Genomic DNA, 22,685 nt, shown 5'->3' on the forward strand with positions numbered 1-22,685 from the left:
CCGGCGTGCCGGGCGCTTTGGTCCACCGCGGGTCCCCAGCGTCGGAGCCGCGTCATTGGGTGTATCGGGCCACGGTGTACGCGATCGGCCCGGTGAGCCCGGTCCCGGACTCACCGACCATGTCCACGATCTCAAACCCTGCGCCCGACGCGTAGCGCTCCAGTTCGCGCGGGAATAGCACGCGCCGCCTGATCTCGTCCCCGGCCTCGTCGCCAGAGGCGAGCATCCAGTGCCTGTGCATGGTGTTGATCTGTGTCCGCAGGTCCCACTCGTAGCCGATGGTGACCTTCGCCGGGCCGTCCGGAGTCTCGACAACGACGCTGGTCGGCTCGGGGCGGATGACGGGCGATACGGGCGAGCAGAGCACCAGGAGTGCGCCGGGCCGTGCATGTGCGGCAAACGTGTTGAACACTCGGCTGATGTCGTCGTTGTCGTGCACGTAGGCCAGAGAGTGGCCGAGGCAGGTCACGACGTCCACGCGTCGCCGGAGCCGAGTAGTCCGCATGTCGCCGACGCGGATGTCGAGTCCGGACCGCACCCGATGCGCGTACTTGACCAAGCCGGGCTGTAGGTCCACGCCGACGCACTCAAAGCGCTTGGCCAGGATCTCCACGTCCCGCCCGGTGCCGCATCCGAAGTCCGCCAGCGTGGTCGCATCCGGCCGGTGGCGTTCAATCAGGGCCTGGCATGTCTCGGCGCTGCCGCTGTCCGACTGGATCACGTCATACAGCGCGGGGTCCCGGTAGAAGAGGTTCGTTGCTTCCATGCGTTCGGCTTCCACATCGGGGCTGGTCACAGGAGGCTCCGCAGTCCGACTTCCAGGGCGAGCACGTCACACAGCATGTCGGGCACCACAGGCGCGTGCTCGGCGTCCTCTCGGGCCTGGGCAAGCGCTTTGAGGTCAACGTAGCCGAGATCTACCAACAGCGATTCGCGCGCCATGCTGTCGAGGAGGGGCAGCCCGTACGAGCGTAAGCCCGCTTCCATGACTGCCAGGAAGTTCTCAGGCTCGGCGGGCGAGGCGACCGACTTGGGCATTCCCGCACGCCGCAGCCGATCGCGGAAGAGAGCCTTTCCCCGCTTGTACTCGTGCGGTAACTGCTCCATGAACCGCACGACGCGGGGGTGCACCAGGGGACTCACGGGCCAGACACCGACGCGGAGGAATCCGGGGTTGTGGAGCCCGAACGACATGAGCGTTGGTACGGGGAGTACCGGGATCGGCGCCAGGTGTTCGTTCACGTCGGCGAGTGCTCTGGTGGCCTTGCTACCGAGCCATGGGACCGGGGCCACTGTTGGGAGCGCGGTGTTCGTCCTCGAATGGTGAGCGTTGATCTCATCCCCGCCGCTACCGGTGAACATGACCTCACAGCCCCGGGCAGCTGCCTGCTCGCGCACCACGTCGAAGGCCTCTTGGTAGAACGCCCCGGCGGGGTCGTGAGGCTCCCCGAGGGCTCGCACTCCACCCGGTACGAACGGCGGGTGCTGCATGGCGGGAATGGCCGTATCACGGAAGCCGCGGTGGTCCGCCAGCGTCCGCCGGCGCTCTCGCTGTTGTACCCCGATGCCTCCGCCCATCACCAGCCCGAAGCTGTGCACCCGCTTGAAGCGCGCCGCGCTCACGGCCAAGGCGACGTTGCCCGAGTCGGCTCCGCCCGAAAGCTCGATGCCCACAGAGCCGGTAGCGGCGGGAGCTTCGCGGACTGCTTCGGACAGGAGGGCGTCGAATACGTCGAGCGGATCGACGTCCGGGCGCAAGGCGCGTGGCGTCAGTACGTGTTCGGCGGGCTCCGGGTAGTGCATGGTGAGTCCCGAAGACGTGAATACGGCAGTCGCGCGTTCGGTGAGCCGGTACACCCCTTCGAACGGAGTGTCCGCCGTGTATCGGTGCTGTCTGCTCAAGGTCCGAGCCACCACGCGTGAAACGAGTCGGTCGGCCCGTAGGTGGGGGCGGAGTTCGGCAAGGTCCCATGACGCGTGCAGCACGTCCTTGACTGCTACGAGATATAGGGGAGCCGTACCGAACACGCCCGCTGACAGACGGGCTTCCCCGGGCTTCATGGCGAGTGCCATGAAGTCCGCTTCCCCCTGCTTGCACTCCCTCACAGTGAGATGGACGCACGGCGCCCGGTCGGTATTGAACTCTGTAGCGAGGGCCGACACCTTCGCGGGTTTGACCCAGCTTGTTCCACTGGCCCAACGTCCTTCTTGCAGGCGCCAGTTGGGGGCGCAGAGGTCTGGCAAGTGCAGTCGCATGGAAAGCACGTGATCACCTTTCAAACGTGGTGTGGCGGGGCGAGGCCCGGTCGGCCCCGCCCCGCCGCACTTCAGCTATGGATCACTTGCTGCAGTGGTCGCCGTTGTTGTCGCCGCCGCCCGGCATCTTGTCCATCAGCGCGGCGCCCATGGCCGGGACTCCGGTGATCAGGTCGCCGGTGAACAGCTCGTCCACGTTCATTGCGTTCTCCCTCTAGGGTTGAAGCGGTCTCCGCGGCGGACGCTACGGAGCTGGACCGTCCGGCTGCCGACTGCTCATATGGGGCAGCCGGACGCGGTTGCCCACCGCGACGTGGCGGCGGGCCCTCCCTGGCCACAGGCAGGGGAGCCTGTTCGCGTGACCGGGAGGAGTTCAGTGGGTCGGGGCGGCAACGGCTACTCCGACCACGAATTGGTTCTCCGAGAGATAGCGGTGATCAGACTCGGTCCTGCGAAGCGACCGATGGCGGTGGCTGATCGCCTCGCGGCCGGCCACCCTGGCTGCGGTCGTTGACCGCCCGGAGCTTGGCGTTCAGGGCAGTGGTAGGGCCGCTCTCTTGTGGCTCCTCGCTCCGGTGCTGAGGGCACCGGCATGGCGGGTACTCCGTAGATCCCGGGGGCAGATCCGCTCTCTCGTTCGTAGCGAGTCTCAGTACTCCATCCATGCCGTGTTCCTCGGTCATCTCGGCCAGTAGGGCCCGCGCTTCGCTTCTCATCCCTCAGTCCCTCAGACGATGACTTCGGCGAGGATCTCGCCGCTCTCTCCCTGCCTCTACGCAACCGTCTGAGCACGCACAGCGGTACCGTTGCCGCAGCGTCGGGACTTGAAAGCCTTGAAAGTTCGTAAAGTCATGGGGAGTTGAAAGTCATGGCGAAGCGTGAACCGAACGGGGCACTCGGCCGACTGCTCGCTGAGAGTCGCTGGACGCATCGCCAGTTCGCTCGGGCCGTGAACCGCGTCGGTACCGAGACCGGCACACCGCTGCGCTACGACGAGTCGGCGGTGAGCCACTGGCTCGGCGGCACGATTCCCCGCAGCGCCGTACGTGTGTGCATCCTCGAAGCCCTCTCGCGTCGCCTCGGCCGCCCTGTGACCCATGCTGAGGCGCGCTTACCCCTTCCCCGCGATCATTCGCCCGCGTCCACGGATACCGTGGAAGGGCTGATCGATCTGGGGAGGCACGACATGGACCCGTCCCGCCGCAGCGTTCTGGGAGCTGGTCTGTTCTCCGTGGCGCTCACGATCCCCGGTTGGCCGGACGTAATCGGCCGTGCTGAGGCGGTGCAGTCTGGTCGCACATCGCGTATCGGCATGAACGAAGTGGACATGGTCATCGCCATGACCGAGCGCGTCTCAGAACTCGACGACCAGTTCGGCGGTCGTCACGCGCGCCCCATGGCAGCCTCGTTCATGGTCAACACCGTTGCGCCATATCTGCGCGCCGACGCGTCGGAGGAGGTACGGCAGGCAATGCTGTCCGCCGCCTCCGACCTGCTGTATCTGACCGGCTACATGGCCGTGGACGAAGGGCTGCACGGCCTTGCGCAGCACAATTACGTCAAGGCACTAGAGCTTGCCGGCGCGGCCGAGGATCACCTGACGTACTGCACCACCCTGCGAGGCATGAGCGTCCAAGCTGTTGACCTGCGCCACGGGACCAAGGCGATGGAGCTGGCCGACGCCGCTGCCGGCGCCTCGCCGAAAGCCGGTCCCCGGATGCGGGCCTTCCTTGCCGGACAGCAAGCGCACACTGCCGCGCAGACCGGCGACCGTACGCGTGCCTTGCGATATATCCGCGAAGCGGAGGCCGCCATGGGCCGGGCCGAGTCACGCGGCAAGGCGTTCGGCTCGTACGACCCGGCAGCGCTCAACTATCACGTCAGCCAGGTTCGTTACGAACTCGGCGACGTGCCCGGCGCCATTGAAGCCATGCAGGAGTCGGACAAGGTCCGCTTCAGCGTCTACCGCCGCGCTCGGGTGCGGCACAGGGCCACCCTTGCCGAGCGGCAACTGGAGATCGGCCACTTGGAAGCGGCCTGCGTTACCTGGCACCAGGCACTTGACGACTACCCCATGGTCCAGTCCGGTCGGGCCGACGAGCGTGTGAAGACGATGTTCAGCCTCCTGCGCCCGCACCTGAAGAACGCGACCGCTCGCGACCTGCACGACCGAGCACGGATGATCGCGGATCCGGCATTGGTCAGGTGACCTGCTCTTCTTCTGCCTCCTGAGTGCCGCGCGTGACCTAGCGGAGGCCGTCCGCCCCGGCCACAGCGACTTTGCCCGGACGGCTCGGGCTGGTGACGGGCTGCCGAGGAAGTCGTCTGCGCGTCGCGTTGGGCTCTGGTACCGCGCAGCGGTCGGATTTCCGTGCGGGTCCGGCTGCCCACTCTTCGGGCTTGATTGGGCAATGTCGGGCTCTGCGTGATCAGTCGTCGAGAAGCTCTGCCACCTCGCATGGACCAGCGCACGCCCACAGCGTCAGGATGGGCGGATGGTGGAGAGCGAAGCGGATCTGATGACGTTGCTGCGCCAGCTTGACGATCCGGAGTGGCTGGAGTGGCCACGGGGGTACAACCGTCGCGAAGCTGCGGTGCTCCTCGCACGTCTGGTGTCCAGGCTGGAGGGCGACTTCGCGACGCTTTGCCCGGCCGAGCGGGACACCCAGGACTCCAGTGAGTACGGTCGCGTCGTAGTACCTGCGGAGGTGACGGTGTGCGGGACGCGGATTGTCGTGTGCGTGAGTAAGTTCGGGTCTCTGGCTCTGGTGTCCGCCGACAACCCTGGTGCTTTTCTGGGCACGGAGGACGCACAGGCGGAGGGCGAGCTGGATGCCGGAGATCTCGCAAAGGTGGAACAAGCACTGATCGGCCTGGGATATGTGGTGGTCCCCGAAGAGCTCCTCATGAGCCGGTACGACGGGATGAGCCCGTTGCGATCGCACGGTCAGTGGCAGCCCAGCTGGTGGGACCGCTTCTTCGGTACTTTCTAGTTGTGGCCGTGTGCGTGGGGGTGGTCACACTCGACATCCACGAAGGCCTCCTGAGTCTTGGATGCGAGCTCCTCAGCTGGAGACGGCCGGTCGCCCTAGGCTGAAGGACTCCACGCGGCCATCAGTTCGCGATGGCGTCGGCGATGGGTCGACGCTGTTCCCCTCATCGTCAGCGAGCAGCACAAGATCCATCGGAGTCATACCGGACACAACATCCCCCCCAGCCAAAGTACGGGCGATAGTTGCGCACCCGCCGCCCACGGTGCCAGGGGTTTTCGGGAGGCCAAGCTCAGCACGCAGTGGCCCGAGCCAGAAGGCCCCGGGGCCCCGCGGCGAAACGAATACCCGCACCCCGACCCGGCCCGCTAACGTCCCCCCATGCCCCAGCCGAGCCCGCCCGCGCTCCTCGCGCCCGTGCCCCGTACCAGCACCGCCGTGCTGCTCGCGAAGGTCGCCGCCTGGCGTGGCCTCGACGTGGTCGCCGTGCCGCCCGAGCGTGGTGAGCGGGACCTGCACTGGTACGGCGGGCCGCTCGCCGCCGCTCGGGTCACGGGACGGCTCGGCGTCGGGCTGCTCGAGCCGCACGACGACTGGCTCAGCACACTTCCGTACGAACTCACCCGCCGCCGCATCGAGTTGACGACCCTCGCCGAGGCCTGGCAGCTGCAGGCGCCCGCCTTCGTCAAGCCGCCGTCCGACAAGTCCGTGCCCGCCGCGGTGTACGCGGACGGTACGCGGCTGCCCAAGGACGGCGACCGGATCGGGCCGGAGACGCCCGTACTCGTCAGCGAAGTCGTGGAGTTCGCCGCCGAGTACCGGCTGTTCGTGCTCGACGGCCAGGTCCGCACCGGCAGTCGGTACGCCGTCCACGGGCGGCTGGACCCCGCGCCTCTCGACCCCGCAGCGCGGGACTTCGCCGGCGAGCTGCTGCGGCAGAGCGCACACACCCTGCCCAGCGCCGTCGTCGTCGACACAGGACGGCTCGACGACGGCCGGTGGGCCGTTGTCGAGGCCAATATGCCGTGGTTCGCGCAGAGTTACGCGGCCGAGCCCGGCCATGTGCTCGACGTCGTCCTACGCGCCTCCGGACCCCGCGCCCGCATCAGTGCACACGACCGAGCCTTTCTGCGCTGAACTGCGCGAACTCGTGCGCGTCGTGCGACGAGAAGATCCGGATCAGCCTCGGGTCCGCACGCCGCAGCTCACGCAGCCGCTCCAGCTGCGTCAGCCGCTCGGCGTGGTTCTCGGCGACCAGCCGCTGATGCAGCGCCGTCGCGCGCGGGCAGCGAGGCCGGCGCTGGTCGATCTCGCCGTGGAAGAAGTACGCGTCGCCCGCGTGCAGCAGCCACCGCGCCGGTTCCTGCACCGCCACCGCGCAGTGCCCCCGGGTGTGCCCCGGCAGCGGCACCATCAGGATGTCCGGCGAGCGCAGCACCCGTGCCGCGGCGAAGCCGTGCCAGTTGGAGTCCGCCGTGTCGTGGACGACCCACTGCGGACCGTGCGCCCACTGCGCCGGGACGTAGCGGCTGGAGTCGAGACGTGTCTCGCGGCGCATCGCCGCCCGGTACTCGTCGGCCATCACATGCACCCGCGCGTGCGGGAAGTCCGCGAGACCCCCGGCGTGGTCCTGGTCGAGATGGGTGATGACGATGTCCTGTACGTCGTACGGGTCGTAGCCCAGCGCCCGGATCTGGTGGACCGCCGTACGCGACAGATCCAGCGTCGGCCGCATGGTCCGCCGGAAGAACGGTCCGAGCCGCCGCGGGTCCGAGACATCCGCGGCGCCCAGACCCGTGTCGACCAGCACGAGCCCGCTGCCCGTCACCACCAGCAGGCAGTGGGCGACCAGTGGGGCGCCGCCGACCGGGTGCATCGGGGCGCAGTCGAGGTGGTGGACGATGGGCTGAGACATGCGAGGCTCCGGCTACGCGGGGAGGGGAAGGGTCGTCGCGAGGCCGAGCTGGGTGAGGATCGTCGCGGTGTCGAAGCAGACGCGCTCGCAGACCAGTTGCTCGTCCTCGAAGAGGGACATCGCCGGTGTCCGTCAGCGTAAGGCGCGTCCGGCGGGCGGGAAGCCGTACAGCTCGCCGTTGTGCCCGTCGAAGACCTGGCCGGTGGCGAGGATCGCGTACCGCGGATGACCGAAGGCCCTCAGTGTGTCGCCGACCTCGTGCCGGTTCTCGCTCTCCCTGTGCTCGAGGACGAGAGCCTCACGCGCTTCCTTCGTCATCTTGCGGGCGCCCCCCAGGCCGGATATCCCGTACTTACGCCGTAAGTACGGGACCGAGCGAAGCACTTACGCTGTAAGTCGTCAAGGAGTACGGCAAGAGTCCGCAAAACCCACTCAGGAGCCCCCCGATGTCTGACGGAAGAACCCGTCAACAACCCACGGAGCGCGGTACATCGGCCCACCGGCCGTCATCCCGCGAGCCGTTGTCCCGCGAGCCGTTGTCCCGCGAACGGATCGTCAGCGCCGCGCTCCAGATCATCGACAACGAGGGTGTGGACGCGCTCTCCATGCGCCGGATCGCCGCCACCCTGGGCGTCCAGGCGATGTCCCTCTACAACCATGTGGGCGGCAAGTCGGACGTCCTCGACGGGGTCACGGAGTTCATCACCACGGACATGCAGCTGTCCCGGCGGTCCCCCGGCGGCTGGGAGGAGGGCATCCGCTCGGTCGCGTACGCCTTCCGTCGCTCGTCACTGCGTCACCCGCGCGCCTGCGAGCTGGTGCTCACCCGCCAGCTCTCCTCCCCCGGAGCGCTCCCGACCATCAACTGCTCTCTCTCCGTCCTGCTCGACCACGGCTTCGACGAGGCAGCCGCCGTGCATGCCCTGCGGCTGCTCATCGCCTTCCAGGTCGGCTCACTGCTGCGGGAGTTCCATTCGCCCGGTTCCAAGGGGGACGAGGAGTCGGTCGTACGGGAGCGCGCGGCGTATCTCGAGGGCTCGGGGTACCCGGCGGTGGCGAAGCTCGCGCCGAAGCTGGCGGTGATCGACCACGAGGCGGAGTTCACCTTCGGGCTCGAGCTGCTGATCAACGCGCTGCGCCAGTACGCCCCCGAGGAACCCGGGAAGTCCGAGGAGCCCGGGAAGTCCGAGCAGCCCAGGAGGTCCGACTAGTAGCCCAGGAAGTCGGAGCGACCCGAGGTCCCGAGGTGACGTGCGGCGAATCGCCGCGACAGCCGCAACAAAGTCGCCGAGACTGACGTCCTTACCAGTGGAGTGACTCGACCGTCGGAACATCCCGCGCCCGGAGGCCGGTTTGGACAGCGCCATCTCGACGGCGGCCCCGGCCGCCGAGCCGGACGCCCCCTTCCGCCCCTCCGGCGCACGGCGCGCCGCCGCCTGGCTGGCGGCCCTGCTGCTGATCGTTCCGAGCGTGGTGGCCGGCTGCCGCGTCGCGGACACCGACGGCACCACCCCGGTGCCGCAACTGCTCGCCTTCCTGCCCTGGCTGCTGCTGCCGGCCGGGGCCGCCCTGCTGCTGGCCCTCCTCGCGCGGTGGCGCACCGGCGTGGTCTGGGCGGCCGCGGTGCTCGCCGCCACCGGCTGGTTCGTCAGGCCGTACGACACCGGGCTGACCGACGATCCGCAGGGGCCCGTCGTCGCCCGCCTCGAAGTGCTCACGTCCAACGTCGAGTTCGGCAACGCCACCGAGGGACTGCTGGCCGCCGTCCGCCGCGAACGGCCCGACCTGGTGTTCGTCCAGGAATGCGATCCCAGCTGCACGGACGCGCTCGCGGCGAGGGTCTCCCGCGGCGACTATCCGTACCGCAAGGTCGTCGAGGGCTACGCGGCCAGTGGCTCGGCCATCCTCAGCAAGCTCCCGCTGCGCGCCGCTCCGGGCATCGACGGCACGCTCGCCATGCCCGGTGCGGTCGCCGTCGTCGGCGACCGCACCGTGAACCTCCAGCTCGCCCACCCGCTGCCGCCCATCCCCAGCGGCGTCGCCGACTGGCAGCGGGAGCTCGGCATGCTGCGTACGTACGCCGCCGGGGTGAAGGGACGGCCGGCCCTCGTCGCCGGTGACTTCAACGCCACCCAGGACCACGCCGCCTTCCGCCGGATCCTCGACGCCGGAGATCTGCGCGACAGCGCCACCCTCGTGGGCGCGGCCCGCACCCCGTCCTGGCCGTCCGCCGTCCGCCGGCCGCTGGGCGCCCAGATCGACCATGTGCTGATCAGCGAGGACTTCTCGGTGCGCAAGGCCCGCTTCCTGGACCTGGCCGACACCGACCACCGGTCGCTGCTCGTCCAGCTCGAACTGCACGACGTGCGCTGACCGGCCGCCCGGGTGAGAGTGGGGACGTGGTGATACCGGGGGGCCGTCCATCAGGAGGCGTTCCCGATGCGCGCTGTCGCCGTCAAGGCGTTCAAGGCCGAACCCGAACTGATCCAGGTTCCCAAGCCGGAGCCCGGCGTGGGCGAGGTGCTGGTGAAGGTCGAGTACGCGGCGCTCAACCCGTACGACTGGCAGGCCGCCGACGGAATGCTTCAGGGCCGGGCACCGCATGTGTTCCCGCTGGTCATGGGCGTGGACTTCGCGGGCAAGGTGGATGTCGTGGGCCCCGGCGACAGCCGCTTCCGGGTGGGCGACGCCGTCTTCGGGCAGGCCGCGCGCCCGCCCGTCGGGACCGGGACGTACGCGGAGTACGTGACCATGCCGCAGGACGCCCCCATCGCCTTCGTACCGGACGGACTGCCGCTGAAGACCGCGGCGCTGCTGCCCACCTCCGGGATGACCGCCGCGCAGATCCTTGAGGCGGCGGGTGTCCGGGCCGGGCAGAGCCTGCTGGTCGTCGGCGCGGCGGGCGGCGTCGGCAGCTATCTGACGCAATTGGCCGCGGCGGGTGGCGTACGGGTGCTGGCGGCTGTGCGCGGCGACGAACAGCGACGGATGAGCGCGCTCGGTGCCACCGTCACCGTCGACACCACCGCGCACGATCTGGCGGCCGCGGTACGGGACGCGAGTCCGGACGGCGTCGACGCCCTGGTCGACCTGGTCTCCGGCGACCCGGCCTCCTTCGCCGCGAACGCTGCCTTCGTACGTCCGGGAGGCCGGGCCCTCACCACTCGTTTCACCGCCGGACCCGCGCGGCTCCCGGCCGGTGTCGAGGGCGCCGACTTCCGGCTGAACGCCTCGGCGGCGCTGCTCGACATCCTCGCCGCGGCAGTCGCCGACGGTTCACTGAAGGCACCGGTCGACGCCGAATTCCCGCTCGAGAAGGCTCCGGAAGCGCTCGCGCAGAGCCGGGCGGGCGGCGCGCGCGGCAAGACCGTCTTCGTCCTCTGAGACTCGTCCTCCGAGAGCAGGTGTCATGGACAACGACCAGATACTCGGCAACATCACCGCACTCGTCGCGGAGGAACGCTCCCTGCGCGAGCGCTCCGGCCGGCAGCTCGGTCTCGACGCCGACGAACAGGCCAGGCTGAACGCCGTCGAGGTACAGCTCGACCAGTGCTGGGACCTGTTGCGCCGGCGCCGCGCCAAATCGGAGTTCGGCGACGACCCGGACACGGCCGGGGTCCGGCCCGCCGACGAGGTGGAGGACTACCGCGGCTGACCGCACGGCCCGGCCGCCGTGCAGAGGCCCGGTCACCGTGCAAGGCCCGGTCACCGTGCGGAGGAGTTGCGCCGGACGGCCTCTTCGGGGTCTTTTGATGACCATGGGCGAAGACAAGGGCGGGACGGGGACGCGGGCGGGCCGGCTGACGCCGCCCGACTGGCTGCTGAAGGGCCTGCTGCCGCAGACCGCGCCCATACCCTGGGCCGCCGTCGCCCGCGCCGCCGTCGCGCTGTCCGCGCCGCTCGCGGTCGGGCTCGCCGCCGGGCAGCCCATGTACGGCGCGCTGGTGTCGATGGGCGCACTCTCGGGCGTCATCGGCGACACCGCCGACTCCTACCGGATGCGTATCTTCAACATCGCCGTCCCGCAGTTCTTCGGCGCGGTCGGCGTCACCCTCGGCACCCTCGTGTACGGAGAGGGCTGGCTCGCGGTTGTCGCGCTGACCTTCGTCGCGCTGGTCTCCGGGATGATCTCGTCGATCGGCGCGGTGGCGTCCGTGTCCGGGCTGCTGCTTCTGCTCAACGCGGTGGTGGGCGCCGGGCTGCCGATGCCGGAGCCGTGGTGGAAGCCCCCGCTGCTGCTGAGCCTCGGCGGGCTCTTAGTCCTTGTACTGACGCTGCTGGCCTGGCCGTTGCGCGGCCGGGAGCCGGAACGGGCCGCGGTCGCCGCGGCCTACGAAAGCGTCGCCGAACTCTTCGCGACGGCGGGCACCGCGGCGTACGACGAAAAGCGCCAGGCCGTCACCCAGTCACTCAACACCTCCTACGACCTGATCCTTGCCCGCCGGGCCCGGGACCACGGGCGCAGCAGCCCGATGGTCCGGCTGCTCGCCCAGCTCAATGCGCTCATCCCGCTGGTCGAGGGCGGCGCGGCGGCGCATCGGTACGGCCGGGCCTCCCGGCGGCCCGAAATCGCCGCCGCCGTACGGGATTTGGCGGACGCGGTCGCCGAGGGCCGCAGCGAGGCGCCGGAGCTGGTGCTGCCCGAGCCGGAGGGCCCGGCCGACCGCGCCGTGGACGCCGCGCTGCGGTACGCCGCCGCCGTCGTGCACAAGACCGACCCCGACCCGTACAACGTGGACGACCGGCTGGGCCGGCCCGCGGCGCTGCGCGTCCGGGTCCGGCGCGCGGCGCGCAATGTGCTGCTCTCCGAGCCGTCCTGGCGGTACGGGCTGCGGCTCGCGCTCTGCATCGGGCTGGCCCAGTCCCTGGTGTCCCTGGTGCCCGTGTCCCGCTCGTACTGGGTCGGGCTCACCGTCACCTTCGTCCTCAAGCCGGACTTCGGCTCGGTCTTCTCCCGCGCGGTGCTGCGCGCGCTCGGCACGGCGGCGGGCCTGGTCACCGCGGCGGCGGTGCTCTCACAGGTGCCGCGCGGCTGGTGGGACGTACCGGTGATGATGGTGCTCGCGGCGCTCATCCCCGCGTTCTCCGTGAAGGGGTACGCCTTCCAGACGGCGGCCATCACACCCGTGATCCTGCTGCTCTCCGACGTCCTCAACCACCAGGGCTTCAACCTCGTCGTGCCGCGCCTGGTGGACAGCCTCATCGGCTGCGCGATCGCGCTGGTGGCGGGTTATCTGCTCTGGCCGGAGAGCTGGCACACCCGGATCGGCGACCGGCTGGCGACAGCGGTGGAGGACACCGCGCGTTATGTGGGGCGCGCGTTCGGGGCGGACGAGGATCAGGGGGAGAGGGTGCGCAGGCGCCGCCGGATCTATCGCGATCTGTCGTCCGTACGGTCGGAGTTCCAGCGGGCCCTGACCGAACCGCCGCCGGTGGGGGCGCGGGCGGCGGCGTGGTGGCCGCTGGTCGTCGCGGTCGAACGGATCGTGGACGCGACGACGGCGGCGCGGGTCCGGGTCGACCACGGGGCGGAGCCGCCGACGCCGGTCGAGGTGGCGGCCATCGAGCATCAGCTGCAGGAGCTGTCGGAGGGGCTGCGGTCGAACGTGGTTCTGGTGGAGGTGCGGGCGGAACTGGAGGGCGACGAGCAGGGGGTGCTGGCGCCGCTGCGTCAGGAGGTGAAGGCGGCGAGGGCGATCGCCTCACCCGAGCGGCCCGCCTGACCCGAGGCAAGGGCCTGGGGGCGAGGGCCCGAGGCCAGCGCCCGGGGCCGGCCCCTTGAGCGTCGCCGACACCCTGCTGCCGGGTCCGGTCCGTGCGGCGGACCCGGCCGTCTGCCAACGCGGCGACCAGAGCCGGCCCATGCCCGGTCTCGTCGTGGAGCGCGGCGGCCCAACACGACGACGGCATTCCCGCTGCGGACGACATCATCCTGCTCGGCAGTCCCGGCACCGGCACCGGCACCGGCACCGTCGCCGACAAGCCCGGCGCCGGGCGCGCGATCAGAGGGCTGCCAGCACCTCGCCGGCCGCCCGCTCGCCCGAGCGCACGGCCCCCTCCATCAGCCCGTGCATCAGCGTTGCCGTCTCCGTGCCCGCCCAGTGGATCCGGCCCACCGGCCGGCGCAGCGCCGGGCCGTAGTTGGTCAGCACGCCCGTGGGGAAGTAGCCCACCATCCCGCCCAGCGACCACGGCTCGGCGGACCAGTCGGTTTCCAAGTAGCCACTGGGGGTGTGAGCCTGCGGGCCGAACCGCTCGGCGAGCGCGTTCAGCCACACGTCCCGCCGCTCCTTGGGCTCCAGGCGGCCCAACTGCACGGCGCCGGGTCCGAACGCGTAGCTGCTGAGCACCCCCGGCCGGCCCGAGCGCGGCGTCTGGTCGATGGTGATCCCGACCGGTGACTGGGGTGCCAGCGTCTGTCCCGACAGGCGCTGCTCCCGCCAGAACGGCTCCGGGTATGTCGTGAGCACTCGGATGATCGCGCCGGGCGCCAGCCGCTGCCGCAGATGGCTGTGGTCGGGGGGCAGCGGCGGGTCGAAGGCGATCCGGCCGGCCAGCACGGGCGGGGTCGCCACGATCACCCGCCGCGCCCGCACGGTGAGCGCGTCGGACTGGACCTGTACATCGGTGCCGTTGTACGTGATCTGCCGGACCGGGGACGACAGGTGCACCGCCTCACCCAGCTGCTCGGCGATCCGCCGGGCCAGCTCCGGCGCCCCGCCGTCCACCATGTGGGTCTCGGTCTTCCGGCTGTCGGTGTAGTAGTTGAAGCTGCCGCCGCCACGGGCCAGGACCAGCGCCCCCAGCAGCGAAACTTCCGCCGGATCGGCGCAGAACAGCAGGCTCATCGCTGACATGAGAAGGGCGCGGGCCTTGTCCGACGGCACGTTGTGCGGCTGGGAGATCCACTCCCCGAGCGTGCGGGCGTCCAGCCTGCGAGCGCCCCGGGCCTGCCAGGGGGCGTCGGCCGGAAGCCGCCGTGCCATCTGATTCAGGCGCATGAACGCGAGGCCCAGAGAGGCGACCGCCACCGGTCCGATCTTGGGGATCAACCCCCCGTAGCGGTGGTTGACGCCGTTCAGGCGCAGGACCTGATCCCCCTGCTCGTACTGGGGGTAGACCTCCATGCCCAGCTCCCGGCAGAGCTGGAACATCCGGTCCTGGCCCTTGCCCAGCCAGGTGCCGCCCGCCGAGACGACCGTGCCGTCCGGCATCTCCCGGTTCCACACTCGTCCACCGACCCGGTCCCGGGCCTCGAGCACCACCACGTCGCGGCCGGCGTGTGCCAGCTCCCGCGCGGCGGCCAGACCAGCGAAACCCGCACCCACCACGCACACGTCCGCTTCCAGGCGTTCCATGGCTCACCTCCAGCGTGCAGTTTTCCCGCCCGCGGCCTGTCGCGCCCGGCGGGGTAACCCGTCCGAGGAGCCCGGCGGGCCCGATGGGCTCAGGCCGCTCGTGCCACTCGTGCCGCCCGTGCCGCCCGGGCGGGGCGGCGGCGGTCCGCCAGCCAGGCCGCCAGCGCCAGCGCGAGCCCGGCCGCCAGGACCCACCACGCCGTCGTGCGCAGCGTCGCCGTCAGCGCGTCGTACACCGCGGCCGCCGCCGGGCGGTCCACATCCGGCGGCAGATCGTCGGGGGCGAGCCCGCGCCAGACCGAGACCGCGATGCGCAGCAGCACCGCGCCCGCCGCGAGCGCGAGGCCGAGTCCGACGAGAGCGCGCATTCTGCGTACGGCGAGAAGCACCCCGCCCGCCGCGATCAGCACCGTCGCCACCGGCAGCCACGGCCCGGCGATCCGCAGCCCGTGGAAGACGTCGCGCACCGTGCCGAGCTTGCCCGACTCCAGGATCGTGATCCGGGTGTGCTCGACGGGGATCTGGTCCACGAACGGCACGTTCTCGTCGGCGAGCTGTTGTTTCACCCGCTCGGTGACGGGCGCCAGATCGATGCTGACCGCACTGTCGCCGCCCTCGGCCAGAGCGTCTTCGACGGCGGTGTGGGCGGCGCGGTTGACGGTGTTCCAGACGGTCCTGAAGGCGGCGGTGCCGGCGAAGGAGAGCACGGCGTCCCGCACCAGGCTCTCGACGCCCTCCTGGAACGGGCCGGCGTCGCCGACGTCGATCCGCTTCGTGACCTCGTCGGTGATCCGGACGGCGACGGCATTCTGCACACGGGAGTTCGAGGCGAGCGGCTCCATCGTGGCGACGTAGCTGTCGGTGTCGCCGATCTCCCGGTCGACCCAGACGGCGAGCGCGCTCAGCGGAGTCAGGACGGCGACGAGGACGATCAGCAGCGCTGACGCCGTTGAGAGGAAGCTCCGCACTCCTCAAGGGAACGCGGGCGGCGGCGCGGGCGCGAGCGGTGCGCCGCCGACCGGGGGCCGGAGGGTCAGCGCCTTCCGGCCCGGTCCGCCGAATGGGTCCGCCGCCCCGGTCCGCCGAAACCGGGGCGGTCTTCCGACTTGCCAGGCGGCAGGTGCGGGTGTGCTCTGAGAGGAGGACGCGGGGGACGAGAGGGAAGGAGCTCTCCGCCATGGCCGCACATGCAGCGGTGCCCGCACGGCACCACGGTTCTCTCGGCTGGGTGATGCCCGCCATCCTGGGCGTGGTCTACGGCTTCTACGCGGCGTTCGTCCATCGCAACGGCGGGGCCATCACGGGCGGTGATGTCGTACTCGGCGTGGTCGCCGGCGTGGCCTTCGCGGCGCTCGCGTACACGCTGGGCAGGTTCCAGCAGTCGCTCCCGCGCGAACTGCGCGCGGGAGCGTACGGGGCGCTGTGCGCTGCATCCATGGGCTACCTGATCAGCCTCGCCGGGGGGAGTGTGCTCAGGTCGTCGGCCATCGCGCTGGCGATCGGCGCGGGGGTGGCCGTCGTTGCCTTCTACATCTTCTACGAGCGGGAGTAGGACCGGGCGGAACCCCTGTCCTCTTACCCGTCCTCTCACCCCGTCCTTCCTGCGTGCCGCGCGGCCGCCGACTCGGATCCGGCGGCCGCGCGGCGCGTCTGTGCTGTCCAACTGGTGGCACTCGCCCACGGCGCGGGCGGCCCCGACAACGTCGCCTGTGTCGTCGCCGATGTGGTGGCGCTGTGACGGCGGTCGCTGCCGCCCTCCATCTCACTCTGCACCAGCTGCGGGCCCGGCGGTTCGAGGGCGAGGCGGCGGCGCACGGTCTCCCCCGTGCGGCTCGCGGTCCTCGTCGGAGCGGTCGTCGAAGCCGCCGGTCGACCGGACGAGGGGGGCGGTAGCGCCGGGCCCGGACTCCGGCCCGTGCCGCGGCTCCCCGGGTCCCCTGCCTCAGTCCGTCCCGGAGTCAGGCTCGCCCCGCACCACGACCACCGAGCACGGCGCGTGCTGGGTGACGTGCAGGCCGACCGAGCCGAGCAGCGTCGCCTTGAAGCCGCTGTAGCCGCGGTGGCCGACCACCAGCAGCGAGGCGCCGTCGGCCTGTTCGATCAGGGCCTGGGCGGCGTTCCCGATCATGACCTTCTGGGTGATGGCGGCGGCCCTCTCCGGGCCGAGGGTCTCCTTCAGCGAGTCGGCGAGGATCTGGGTCGCCAGTGCCTCCGGGTCGAAATCCGGGGACACGCCGGGCACCATCGACGCCCAGCCCGCCGCCGGGTACTCCCAGCTGATCACGGCCTCGACCGGGTCGCCGGTCAGCTCGGACTGCCGTACGGCCCAGCGCAGCGCCCTGATCGACGGCGCGGAGCCGTCCACGCCCACGACGATCCTGCCTGCGTCTGCCATACCTGCCACCTCCGGTGCGTAGCTCTGCGTAAAGCCTACGCAAAATCAGACAAACCGTGTCACCGATGAGCGGCCGTTCGGCGCACCGGCGGGCACTCCGACGGCTGCACCAAGCCCTGTAACGGTGACCCCGTCCCCTGTTCCGGGTGCTCGTACCCTGGTGCGGGACCACTCGAGGTACCGACCGGCTGGAGGACTGCGGTGAGCGAGAGCGAGAGTGAGAGCGAAAGCTGGAAGGAGCGAGGCGTCGCTCTGCGTGTCTTCGTCTATGTCTTCGCCACTCACCTCTTCGCCGGCTTCGTGTGGATCCTCTTCTACGTGGGGGAGCACGCGCAGAAGTGAGCCGGGGTGACGGCGAGCAGCACCCCGTGCCCGGTCCTCCTGTTCGTGGTCGGCACCGTGCGGCTGCCGGGCAGTCCGGCTCGGCTCAGCTCCGCCCCGTCGCGCTCGTGAACAGCTGCTGGAAGGCATCCCCCGAGTCCTGGCCCGACCGCCCGAACGGAGCGTCGAAGTCCCAGACCAGGAAGAGGAGAAACGCGATCAGGGCGCTGAACAGCCCGGCGAGCAGCAGTTCCCGTGGTGTGCCGCCGATCTGCAGCGCGAAGATCAGCCCGACCGTTACCAGCGCCCCCGTGATCAGGCCGAACCACACGACGCCCGGCAGTGTCTCCCCGGCGTTCTGTGCACGGGCGTTGCGCGCGTCGTCGGCGACGGCGATCTGATCGACGAGCGGCTGGTACGCCTGCGCCTCCAGCTCATTGGCCGGCTTCCGCTCGGCGATGTCCGCGCGAACGACGCCGAGCAGCTCCGCGCCCCGGGCGGAGAGCTCGTTGTGGTCGATCATCCGCGGCCATTCCTGGTCGACGACATGGGAGACGTAACGGTCGATGTCGCTGCGGAGCTTGTCCTGCACGTCGGCCGGATAGACCTGCGCCCGCTGAGTGATCTCGTGCAGCGCCTGTGCCTCGCGGCGTACGTCGTCCTGCGCCGCGCCGCGCGCCTCCCAGACGCCCGCGATGGCCAGACCGAGCACGATCGCGTACACGACGCCGACCATCATCGTCATGTACTCGAGGACGTCGGGGGTTTCGGCGGGATCGTTCTCCTCCGTGTCCTCGGCCCTGCTGAGCCTGCGCTGCCTGAGCACCGTGATGACAAGGACGACGGCGCAGGCGACGGCCATCGCGCCGGTCAGGACCAGCCATTCCGACATGAGAGTTCTCCGATCGGGTGGGGGCGAGGGCGAAGGCGGTGCGTGGTCAGGCGGGGCCGCGCCGGGACGCGGCGGACCGTGAGCGGGGCCGTAGCACCGCTGCCGCGAGCACGGCCGGAGTGGTGATCACCAGAATCAGGATCACCAGCGGCGTCCCGGTGGCGGCCCGTTTTCCGGCCGCCCGGCGGTGGTTGCGTACGGCGAGGGCGCGCGGCCGCTCGGGACCCGTACGGGCGACGGGAGCGCGCGGGGGTGCGGAAGACGTCCTGGGCGCGGGCTCCGGGGGCTGCGGCGCCGGCGGCAGTGCCGCGGTCGGCGCCGGAGGGGGCGTCGAGGGCGGCGGGGGCACGGCCGGACGCGTCACGGTCGGGCCGGGCGCGGGCGGCTCCGGTTCGGGTGGCGGCGGTGTACTGGTCGGTGGAGTGCCGGGCGGTGAGGGTGTCGGCGGCACAGGCGGTGGGGGTGCCGGCGGAATGGTCGGAGTCGGTGTCGGGGTCGGCGTGCAGTCGTCGAAGTAGATCGACACTGATACGGACACCGATATCGACACAGATACCGACACATCGGCCACACCCGGCACTCGGTCGGCGATCCCGGCCCCGACCCCGACCCCGATCCCCTGCGAGCCGAGAATCGCCGCGATCCCCAGTGCGCTCAACTGCCCATATCCCGCCACAGGGGCACGTTATGTCCGCGAAGCCCGGACCGGTGCCCAGTTTCACCCGTACGACTGATCAGCACATTTGTCGGACCGTCAGGACAACGGACGACCCGCCGGTCGTGCCGGTCCGCGTGGCGGCAGCCTGCGCAGCGCCGTCGGAACTCTTTTGCACTTTGTTGCATAATCGCTCGCGGCCCGCTAGAACTGGACTGACGAACCCTGCGCGAGGAGGCGCCCCGATGAGCCCGACCCCGAGCCCGCTGAGCCCGTACCCCCATCTGCTGAGCCCGCTCGACCTCGGGTTCACGACCCTGCCCAACCGGGTCCTCATGGGCTCGATGCACGTCGGCCTCGAGGAGGCCGAGCGCGGCTTCGAGCGGATGGCCGCCTTCTACGCCGCCCGTGCCCGCGGCGGCGTCGGCCTCATCGTCACGGGCGGCATCGCCCCGAACGACCGGGGCCGTCCGTACGAGGGCGGCGCCAAGCTCACCAATGAGGCCGAGGCGGAGCAGCATCGGGTCGTCACCGCCGCCGTGCACGCGGAGGGCGGCAGGATCGCGATGCAGATCCTGCACTTCGGCCGGTACGCGTACCACGCGGACCTGGTCGCGCCGAGCGCCATCCAGGCCCCCATCAGCCCGTTCGTCCCGCACGCCCTGACCGATGCCGAGGTCGAGGAGACCATCGAGGACTTCGTACGGGCGGCAGGGCTGGCGAAGTCCGCCGGGTACGACGGCGTCGAGATCATGGGCTCCGAGGGCTACTTCATCAACGAGTTCATCGCGAGCGCCACCAACCACCGCACCGACCGCTGGGGCGGCTCGTACGAGAACCGGATACGGCTCCCGCTGGAGATCGTCCGCCGCACCCGTGAGCGCGTCGGACCGGACTTCATCCTGATCTACCGGCTCTCCATGCTGGACCTGGTGCCCGGCGGCTCCTCGCTGCAGGAGGTGATCACGCTCGCCAAGGAGATCGAGGCGGCCGGCGTGACGATCATCAACACCGGGGTCGGCTGGCACGAGGCCCGTATCCCGACCATCGCGACCTCGGTGCCGCGCGGCGCCTACACCTGGGTGACCAAGAAGCTGATGGGGTCCGTCTCCGTCCCGCTGATCACCAGCAACCGCATCAACACCCCGGAGGTCGCGGAGCAGTTGCTCGCCGAGGGGCGCGCGGACATGGTGTCGCTGGCCCGGCCGTTCCTCGCCGACCCCGAATTCGTCGCCAAGGCGAAGGCGGACCGCGCGGAGGCCATCAACACCTGCATCGGCTGCAACCAGGCCTGCCTGGACCACACCTTCAGCGGGAAGATCACCTCCTGCCTGGTCAACCCGCGTGCCTGCCACGAGACCGAACTCGTCCTCTCGCCGACCCGGCTGCGCAAGCGCGTCGCAGTGATCGGCGCCGGCCCCGCCGGACTCGCCTGCGCCGTCTCGACGGCCGAGCGCGGACACGAGGTGACCCTCTTCGACGCGGCGGACGAGATCGGCGGCCAGCTGAACATCGCCAAGCGGATCCCGGGCAAGGAAGAGTTCAACGAGACGCTGCGGTACTTCCGTACGCAGCTCGAACTGCACGGCGTGGAGGTCCGGTTGGGCACCCGCGTCACCGCGGACGACCTCGCGTCGGCCGCGTACGACGAGATCGTCGTCGCCACCGGAGTCACGCCCAGGACCCCCGAGATCCCGGGCGTCGACCACCCGAGCGTCCTCAGCTACCTCGACGTCCTGCGCGACGGCGCGCCCGTCGGCGAGCGCGTCGCGGTCATCGGCGCGGGCGGTATCGGCTTCGACGTGGCGGAGTTCCTCACCGACGGCGGGGAGGGCGCGAGCCTGGACGCCGGTACCTACTTCCGCCAGTGGGGCGTGGACACCGACTACAGCGCGCCGGGCGGCCTGACCGCCCCCGAGCGGCCCGCGCCGCCGCGCTCCGTCCACCTCCTCCAGCGCAAGGCCAGCAAGGTCGGCGCGGGTCTCGGCAAGACGACGGGCTGGATCCACCGCACGGAGCTCAGGCACCGCGGGGTCCAGATGACCGCCGGGGCGACGTACGAGCGGATCGACGACGAGGGCCTGCATGTGAGCGTCGACGGCGCGGCCAGGGTCCTCCCCGTGGACACGGTTGTGCTGTGCACAGGACAGGAGCCGCAGCGCGCGCTGTACGAGGAGCTGAGCGCCGCGGGCCACTCCGTGCACCTCATCGGCGGGGCGGACGTGGCGGCCGAGCTCGACGCGAAGCGCGCCATCGACCAGGGCACACGGCTCGCGGCCACGCTCTGAGGCGCCGGCGCCGCGTACCTAGGATGGAGCCATGTCCCTCCCGCACGCGATCCTCACGGCCCTGCTCGAAAAGCCCTCGTCGGGGCTGGAGCTGACCCGCCGCTTCGACAAGTCGATCGGCTACTTCTGGTCGGCCACGCACCAGCAGATCTACCGCGAGCTGGGAAAACTGGAGCAGGCGGGCCATATCCGCGCACTGCCGTCGGCGCAGCCGACCCGCGGGCAGAAGAAGGAGTACGAGGTCCTGCCCGCGGGCCGCGAGGAATTGACGGCGTGGGTCGCCAGGGCCGAGGACCCGAAGCCCGTCCGCGACCCGCTGCTGCTCCGGCTGCGTGCGGCGGGCGTGGTCGGCAGCGAGGGGCTCGAGGCGGAGCTGGAACGTCATCTCACGCTGCACCGGCGGCAGTTGGAGGAGTACTCGGCGATCGAGGAGCGCGACTTTCCGCCGGAGCGGCAGTCGAGTGAGCAGGACAGGCTGCAGCATGTGGTGCTGCGCGGGGGCATCGAGCTGGAGACGTTCCGGACGAAGTGGCTCACCGATGCGCTGAAGGAGTTCGGGCGGCGGCCGTGACGTTCGCCGTGGCGGAGGCTGTGGGAGTCGCTGTGACGTTCGCTGTGACGTTCGCCGTGACGAGCGCCGCCTCACCGGACCGGCCGATCGCCGAAATGCGACATCTGACGGCCCGTGAGATTGTCGCAAGATGATCGACTCCTTGATCGCCGCCTTCTGTGCGGCCGCGCTCGCCCTGCTCGTGACCTCTGTCCTCGGCCTTTCCCGAGCCGGCGGCGGCGACCCGTCGGCCGAGGCGCGCTCCGTGACGCTCGCGCTGTACGGCGCCGTCGTCGCCCTGGTGACACTCGGCCTGTTCATCGCCCTGACGTGAGGTGACGGCAGACGTCCGAAGTGAGCGGCCGTTGTCAGTGGCTGCTGAGAGGCTCGGTGTCATGACCGACCCCACTGCTGCGATCACCGACTACTGGGACGCCGCCGCGCCTGGCTTCGACGACGAACCGGACCATGGACTCCGCGCCGGGCTGACGCGTGCCGCATGGGACCGGCTGCTGCGCTCCTGGCTGCCGTCAGACCCGGTGGACGTTCTCGATGCCGGCTGCGGCACCGGCTCCCTGTCCCTGCTGCTCGCCGAGGCCGGGCACCGGGTGACCGGCGTCGACCTGGCGCCACGCATGGTCGACCAGGCGCGTGCGAAGCTCGCGGCCGCCGGCCTTACGGCCCGTTTCCTGGTCGGGGACGCGGCGATACCGCCGACGGGCGACCGGCGCTTCGACGTCCTCCTCTCCCGGCATCTGGTGTGGACGCTGCCCGACCCCGAGGCCGCGTTGCGCGAGTGGGTCAGCCGGTTGCGGCCCGGCGGCCGGCTGGTGCTGGTCGAGGGCCGGTGGCGCGAGGCCGGGCAGAAGGGAGTGCCCTACGTACCGGAGGCCGCGTCGCTGCCGTGGAACGGTGGAATCGGTGCGGCGGAACTGGCCGCCGCCGTACGCCCACTCGTGGCGGAGGTGCGCGTCGAACCGCTCAGCGGCGACCCGCAGTTGTGGGGCGGCCCGGTGACCGACGAACGGTACGCGCTGATCGCCGAGGTCTGACGGGCACGTACCG

General features: G+C 70.7%; 23 protein-coding genes. 15 read left to right on the forward strand and 8 right to left on the reverse strand.

What is annotated here, in order from left to right:
- Positions 1–52: 52 nt before the first annotated feature.
- Positions 53–766 carry a class I SAM-dependent methyltransferase gene (locus OG735_RS22190; protein WP_327324919.1) on the reverse strand — a complete coding sequence of 238 codons (714 nt, stop codon included), beginning with the start codon at positions 764–766 and terminating at the stop codon, positions 53–55.
- Between the two features lie 26 nt (positions 767–792).
- Positions 793–2,163, reverse strand: a complete 1,371-nt coding sequence (locus tag OG735_RS22195; protein WP_327324920.1) for an asparagine synthase-related protein — start codon at positions 2,161–2,163, stop codon at positions 793–795.
- Positions 2,164–3,124: 961 nt separating this feature from the next.
- Here OG735_RS22195 and OG735_RS22200 point away from each other — a divergent pair.
- From OG735_RS22200 to OG735_RS22210, 3 genes are all read left to right on the forward strand, one after another.
- Positions 3,125–4,465, forward strand: coding sequence for a tetratricopeptide repeat protein (locus OG735_RS22200; RefSeq protein WP_327324921.1), 1,341 nt, complete (start codon positions 3,125–3,127; stop codon positions 4,463–4,465).
- A 286-nt stretch (positions 4,466–4,751) separates the two neighbouring features.
- Positions 4,752–5,249, forward strand: coding sequence for a hypothetical protein (locus OG735_RS22205; RefSeq protein WP_327324922.1), 498 nt, complete (start codon positions 4,752–4,754; stop codon positions 5,247–5,249).
- A gap of 378 nt (positions 5,250–5,627) precedes the next feature.
- Positions 5,628–6,383 (forward strand): ATP-grasp domain-containing protein, encoded by a 756-nt coding sequence (locus OG735_RS22210; protein ID WP_327324923.1) that lies wholly within the window; start codon positions 5,628–5,630, stop codon positions 6,381–6,383.
- Here the strand turns inward: OG735_RS22210 and OG735_RS22215 are convergent.
- Both OG735_RS22215 and OG735_RS22220 read right to left on the reverse strand, forming a co-directional pair.
- On the reverse strand, positions 6,352–7,161 hold the full coding sequence (locus tag OG735_RS22215) for an MBL fold metallo-hydrolase (RefSeq protein WP_327324924.1): 810 nt from the start codon (positions 7,159–7,161) through the stop codon (positions 6,352–6,354). The two genes, OG735_RS22210 and OG735_RS22215, sit on opposite strands and share 32 nt — an antisense overlap.
- A gap of 132 nt (positions 7,162–7,293) precedes the next feature.
- Complete coding sequence (locus tag OG735_RS22220; protein ID WP_327324925.1) at positions 7,294–7,479, reverse strand: hypothetical protein; 186 nt, start codon at positions 7,477–7,479, stop codon at positions 7,294–7,296.
- Positions 7,480–7,607: 128 nt separating this feature from the next.
- On the opposite strand from OG735_RS22220, the gene OG735_RS22225 reads away from it, so the two are divergent.
- The 5 genes from OG735_RS22225 (at position 7,608) to OG735_RS22245 (ending at position 12,884) form a co-directional block, all read left to right on the forward strand.
- Positions 7,608–8,372, forward strand: coding sequence for a TetR/AcrR family transcriptional regulator C-terminal domain-containing protein (locus OG735_RS22225; RefSeq protein WP_327324926.1), 765 nt, complete (start codon positions 7,608–7,610; stop codon positions 8,370–8,372).
- Positions 8,373–8,514: 142 nt separating this feature from the next.
- Positions 8,515–9,534, forward strand: a complete 1,020-nt coding sequence (locus OG735_RS22230) for an endonuclease/exonuclease/phosphatase family protein (protein WP_442812466.1) — start codon at positions 8,515–8,517, stop codon at positions 9,532–9,534.
- Positions 9,535–9,600: 66 nt separating this feature from the next.
- Positions 9,601–10,545 carry an NADP-dependent oxidoreductase gene (locus tag OG735_RS22235; RefSeq protein WP_327324927.1) on the forward strand — a complete coding sequence of 315 codons (945 nt, stop codon included), beginning with the start codon at positions 9,601–9,603 and terminating at the stop codon, positions 10,543–10,545.
- A 25-nt stretch (positions 10,546–10,570) separates the two neighbouring features.
- Positions 10,571–10,816 carry a DUF2630 family protein gene (locus OG735_RS22240; RefSeq protein WP_327324928.1) on the forward strand — a complete coding sequence of 82 codons (246 nt, stop codon included), beginning with the start codon at positions 10,571–10,573 and terminating at the stop codon, positions 10,814–10,816.
- A gap of 97 nt (positions 10,817–10,913) precedes the next feature.
- A complete protein-coding gene (locus tag OG735_RS22245; protein ID WP_327324929.1) occupies positions 10,914–12,884 on the forward strand; it encodes an FUSC family protein in 1,971 nt (656 codons plus the stop codon).
- A gap of 279 nt (positions 12,885–13,163) precedes the next feature.
- Here the strand turns inward: OG735_RS22245 and OG735_RS22250 are convergent, their stop codons facing one another.
- Together OG735_RS22250 and OG735_RS22255 are read right to left on the reverse strand one after the other, a co-directional pair.
- Positions 13,164–14,519 (reverse strand): flavin monoamine oxidase family protein, encoded by a 1,356-nt coding sequence (locus OG735_RS22250; RefSeq protein WP_327324930.1) that lies wholly within the window; start codon positions 14,517–14,519, stop codon positions 13,164–13,166.
- A gap of 89 nt (positions 14,520–14,608) precedes the next feature.
- Positions 14,609–15,487 (reverse strand): hypothetical protein, encoded by an 879-nt coding sequence (locus tag OG735_RS22255; protein WP_327324931.1) that lies wholly within the window; start codon positions 15,485–15,487, stop codon positions 14,609–14,611.
- A gap of 209 nt (positions 15,488–15,696) precedes the next feature.
- Here OG735_RS22255 and OG735_RS22260 point away from each other — a divergent pair, with 209 nt between their 5' ends.
- Positions 15,697–16,071 (forward strand): hypothetical protein, encoded by a 375-nt coding sequence (locus tag OG735_RS22260; protein ID WP_327324932.1) that lies wholly within the window; start codon positions 15,697–15,699, stop codon positions 16,069–16,071.
- Between the two features lie 390 nt (positions 16,072–16,461).
- Here OG735_RS22260 and OG735_RS22265 read toward each other — a convergent pair whose 3' ends face one another.
- Positions 16,462–16,914, reverse strand: a complete 453-nt coding sequence (locus OG735_RS22265; RefSeq protein ID WP_327324933.1) for a universal stress protein — start codon at positions 16,912–16,914, stop codon at positions 16,462–16,464.
- Positions 16,915–17,115: 201 nt separating this feature from the next.
- Between OG735_RS22265 and OG735_RS22270 the strand changes: the two genes are divergently transcribed.
- Positions 17,116–17,256, forward strand: coding sequence for a DUF6126 family protein (locus tag OG735_RS22270; protein WP_327324934.1), 141 nt, complete (start codon positions 17,116–17,118; stop codon positions 17,254–17,256).
- A gap of 85 nt (positions 17,257–17,341) precedes the next feature.
- Here OG735_RS22270 and OG735_RS22275 read toward each other — a convergent pair whose 3' ends face one another.
- On the reverse strand, positions 17,342–18,127 hold the full coding sequence (locus tag OG735_RS22275) for a bestrophin-like domain (RefSeq protein WP_327324935.1): 786 nt from the start codon (positions 18,125–18,127) through the stop codon (positions 17,342–17,344).
- A gap of 122 nt (positions 18,128–18,249) precedes the next feature.
- Here OG735_RS22275 and OG735_RS22280 point away from each other — a divergent pair, with 122 nt between their 5' ends.
- The 5 genes from OG735_RS22280 (at position 18,250) to OG735_RS22300 (ending at position 22,672) form a co-directional block, all read left to right on the forward strand.
- Entirely contained in the window at positions 18,250–18,645 is a 396-nt protein-coding gene (locus tag OG735_RS22280; protein WP_327324936.1) for a hypothetical protein, read from the forward strand.
- A gap of 382 nt (positions 18,646–19,027) precedes the next feature.
- Positions 19,028–21,070, forward strand: coding sequence for an NADPH-dependent 2,4-dienoyl-CoA reductase (locus tag OG735_RS22285; RefSeq protein ID WP_327324937.1), 2,043 nt, complete (start codon positions 19,028–19,030; stop codon positions 21,068–21,070).
- 31 nt (positions 21,071–21,101) lie between these two features.
- On the forward strand, positions 21,102–21,641 hold the full coding sequence (locus OG735_RS22290; RefSeq protein ID WP_327324938.1) for a PadR family transcriptional regulator: 540 nt from the start codon (positions 21,102–21,104) through the stop codon (positions 21,639–21,641).
- A gap of 130 nt (positions 21,642–21,771) precedes the next feature.
- Positions 21,772–21,954 (forward strand): hypothetical protein, encoded by a 183-nt coding sequence (locus OG735_RS22295; protein WP_327324939.1) that lies wholly within the window; start codon positions 21,772–21,774, stop codon positions 21,952–21,954.
- Between the two features lie 61 nt (positions 21,955–22,015).
- Positions 22,016–22,672, forward strand: a complete 657-nt coding sequence (locus tag OG735_RS22300; protein ID WP_327324940.1) for a class I SAM-dependent methyltransferase — start codon at positions 22,016–22,018, stop codon at positions 22,670–22,672.
- Positions 22,673–22,685 lie beyond the last annotated feature (13 nt).

Origin of the sequence: Streptomyces sp. NBC_01210, from assembly GCF_036010325.1 — a bacterium.
Taxonomy (GTDB): Bacteria; Actinomycetota; Actinomycetes; order Streptomycetales; family Streptomycetaceae; genus Streptomyces.

Coding starts and splice junctions, on each gene's coding strand:
- OG735_RS22190 (WP_327324919.1), bottom strand. CDS start 766: ATGGAAGCAACGAACCTCTTCTACCGGGACCCCGCGCTGTATGACGTG.
- OG735_RS22200 (WP_327324921.1), top strand. CDS start 3,125: ATGGCGAAGCGTGAACCGAACGGGGCACTCGGCCGACTGCTCGCTGAG.
- OG735_RS22205 (WP_327324922.1), top strand. CDS start 4,752: ATGGTGGAGAGCGAAGCGGATCTGATGACGTTGCTGCGCCAGCTTGAC.
- OG735_RS22210 (WP_327324923.1), top strand. CDS start 5,628: ATGCCCCAGCCGAGCCCGCCCGCGCTCCTCGCGCCCGTGCCCCGTACC.
- OG735_RS22215 (WP_327324924.1), bottom strand. CDS start 7,161: ATGTCTCAGCCCATCGTCCACCACCTCGACTGCGCCCCGATGCACCCG.
- OG735_RS22220 (WP_327324925.1), bottom strand. CDS start 7,479: ATGACGAAGGAAGCGCGTGAGGCTCTCGTCCTCGAGCACAGGGAGAGC.
- OG735_RS22225 (WP_327324926.1), top strand. CDS start 7,608: ATGTCTGACGGAAGAACCCGTCAACAACCCACGGAGCGCGGTACATCG.
- OG735_RS22235 (WP_327324927.1), top strand. CDS start 9,601: ATGCGCGCTGTCGCCGTCAAGGCGTTCAAGGCCGAACCCGAACTGATC.
- OG735_RS22240 (WP_327324928.1), top strand. CDS start 10,571: ATGGACAACGACCAGATACTCGGCAACATCACCGCACTCGTCGCGGAG.
- OG735_RS22245 (WP_327324929.1), top strand. CDS start 10,914: ATGACCATGGGCGAAGACAAGGGCGGGACGGGGACGCGGGCGGGCCGG.
- OG735_RS22250 (WP_327324930.1), bottom strand. CDS start 14,519: ATGGAACGCCTGGAAGCGGACGTGTGCGTGGTGGGTGCGGGTTTCGCT.
- OG735_RS22260 (WP_327324932.1), top strand. CDS start 15,697: ATGGCCGCACATGCAGCGGTGCCCGCACGGCACCACGGTTCTCTCGGC.
- OG735_RS22265 (WP_327324933.1), bottom strand. CDS start 16,914: ATGGCAGACGCAGGCAGGATCGTCGTGGGCGTGGACGGCTCCGCGCCG.
- OG735_RS22275 (WP_327324935.1), bottom strand. CDS start 18,127: ATGTCGGAATGGCTGGTCCTGACCGGCGCGATGGCCGTCGCCTGCGCC.
- OG735_RS22285 (WP_327324937.1), top strand. CDS start 19,028: ATGAGCCCGACCCCGAGCCCGCTGAGCCCGTACCCCCATCTGCTGAGC.
- OG735_RS22290 (WP_327324938.1), top strand. CDS start 21,102: ATGTCCCTCCCGCACGCGATCCTCACGGCCCTGCTCGAAAAGCCCTCG.
- OG735_RS22295 (WP_327324939.1), top strand. CDS start 21,772: ATGATCGACTCCTTGATCGCCGCCTTCTGTGCGGCCGCGCTCGCCCTG.
- OG735_RS22300 (WP_327324940.1), top strand. CDS start 22,016: ATGACCGACCCCACTGCTGCGATCACCGACTACTGGGACGCCGCCGCG.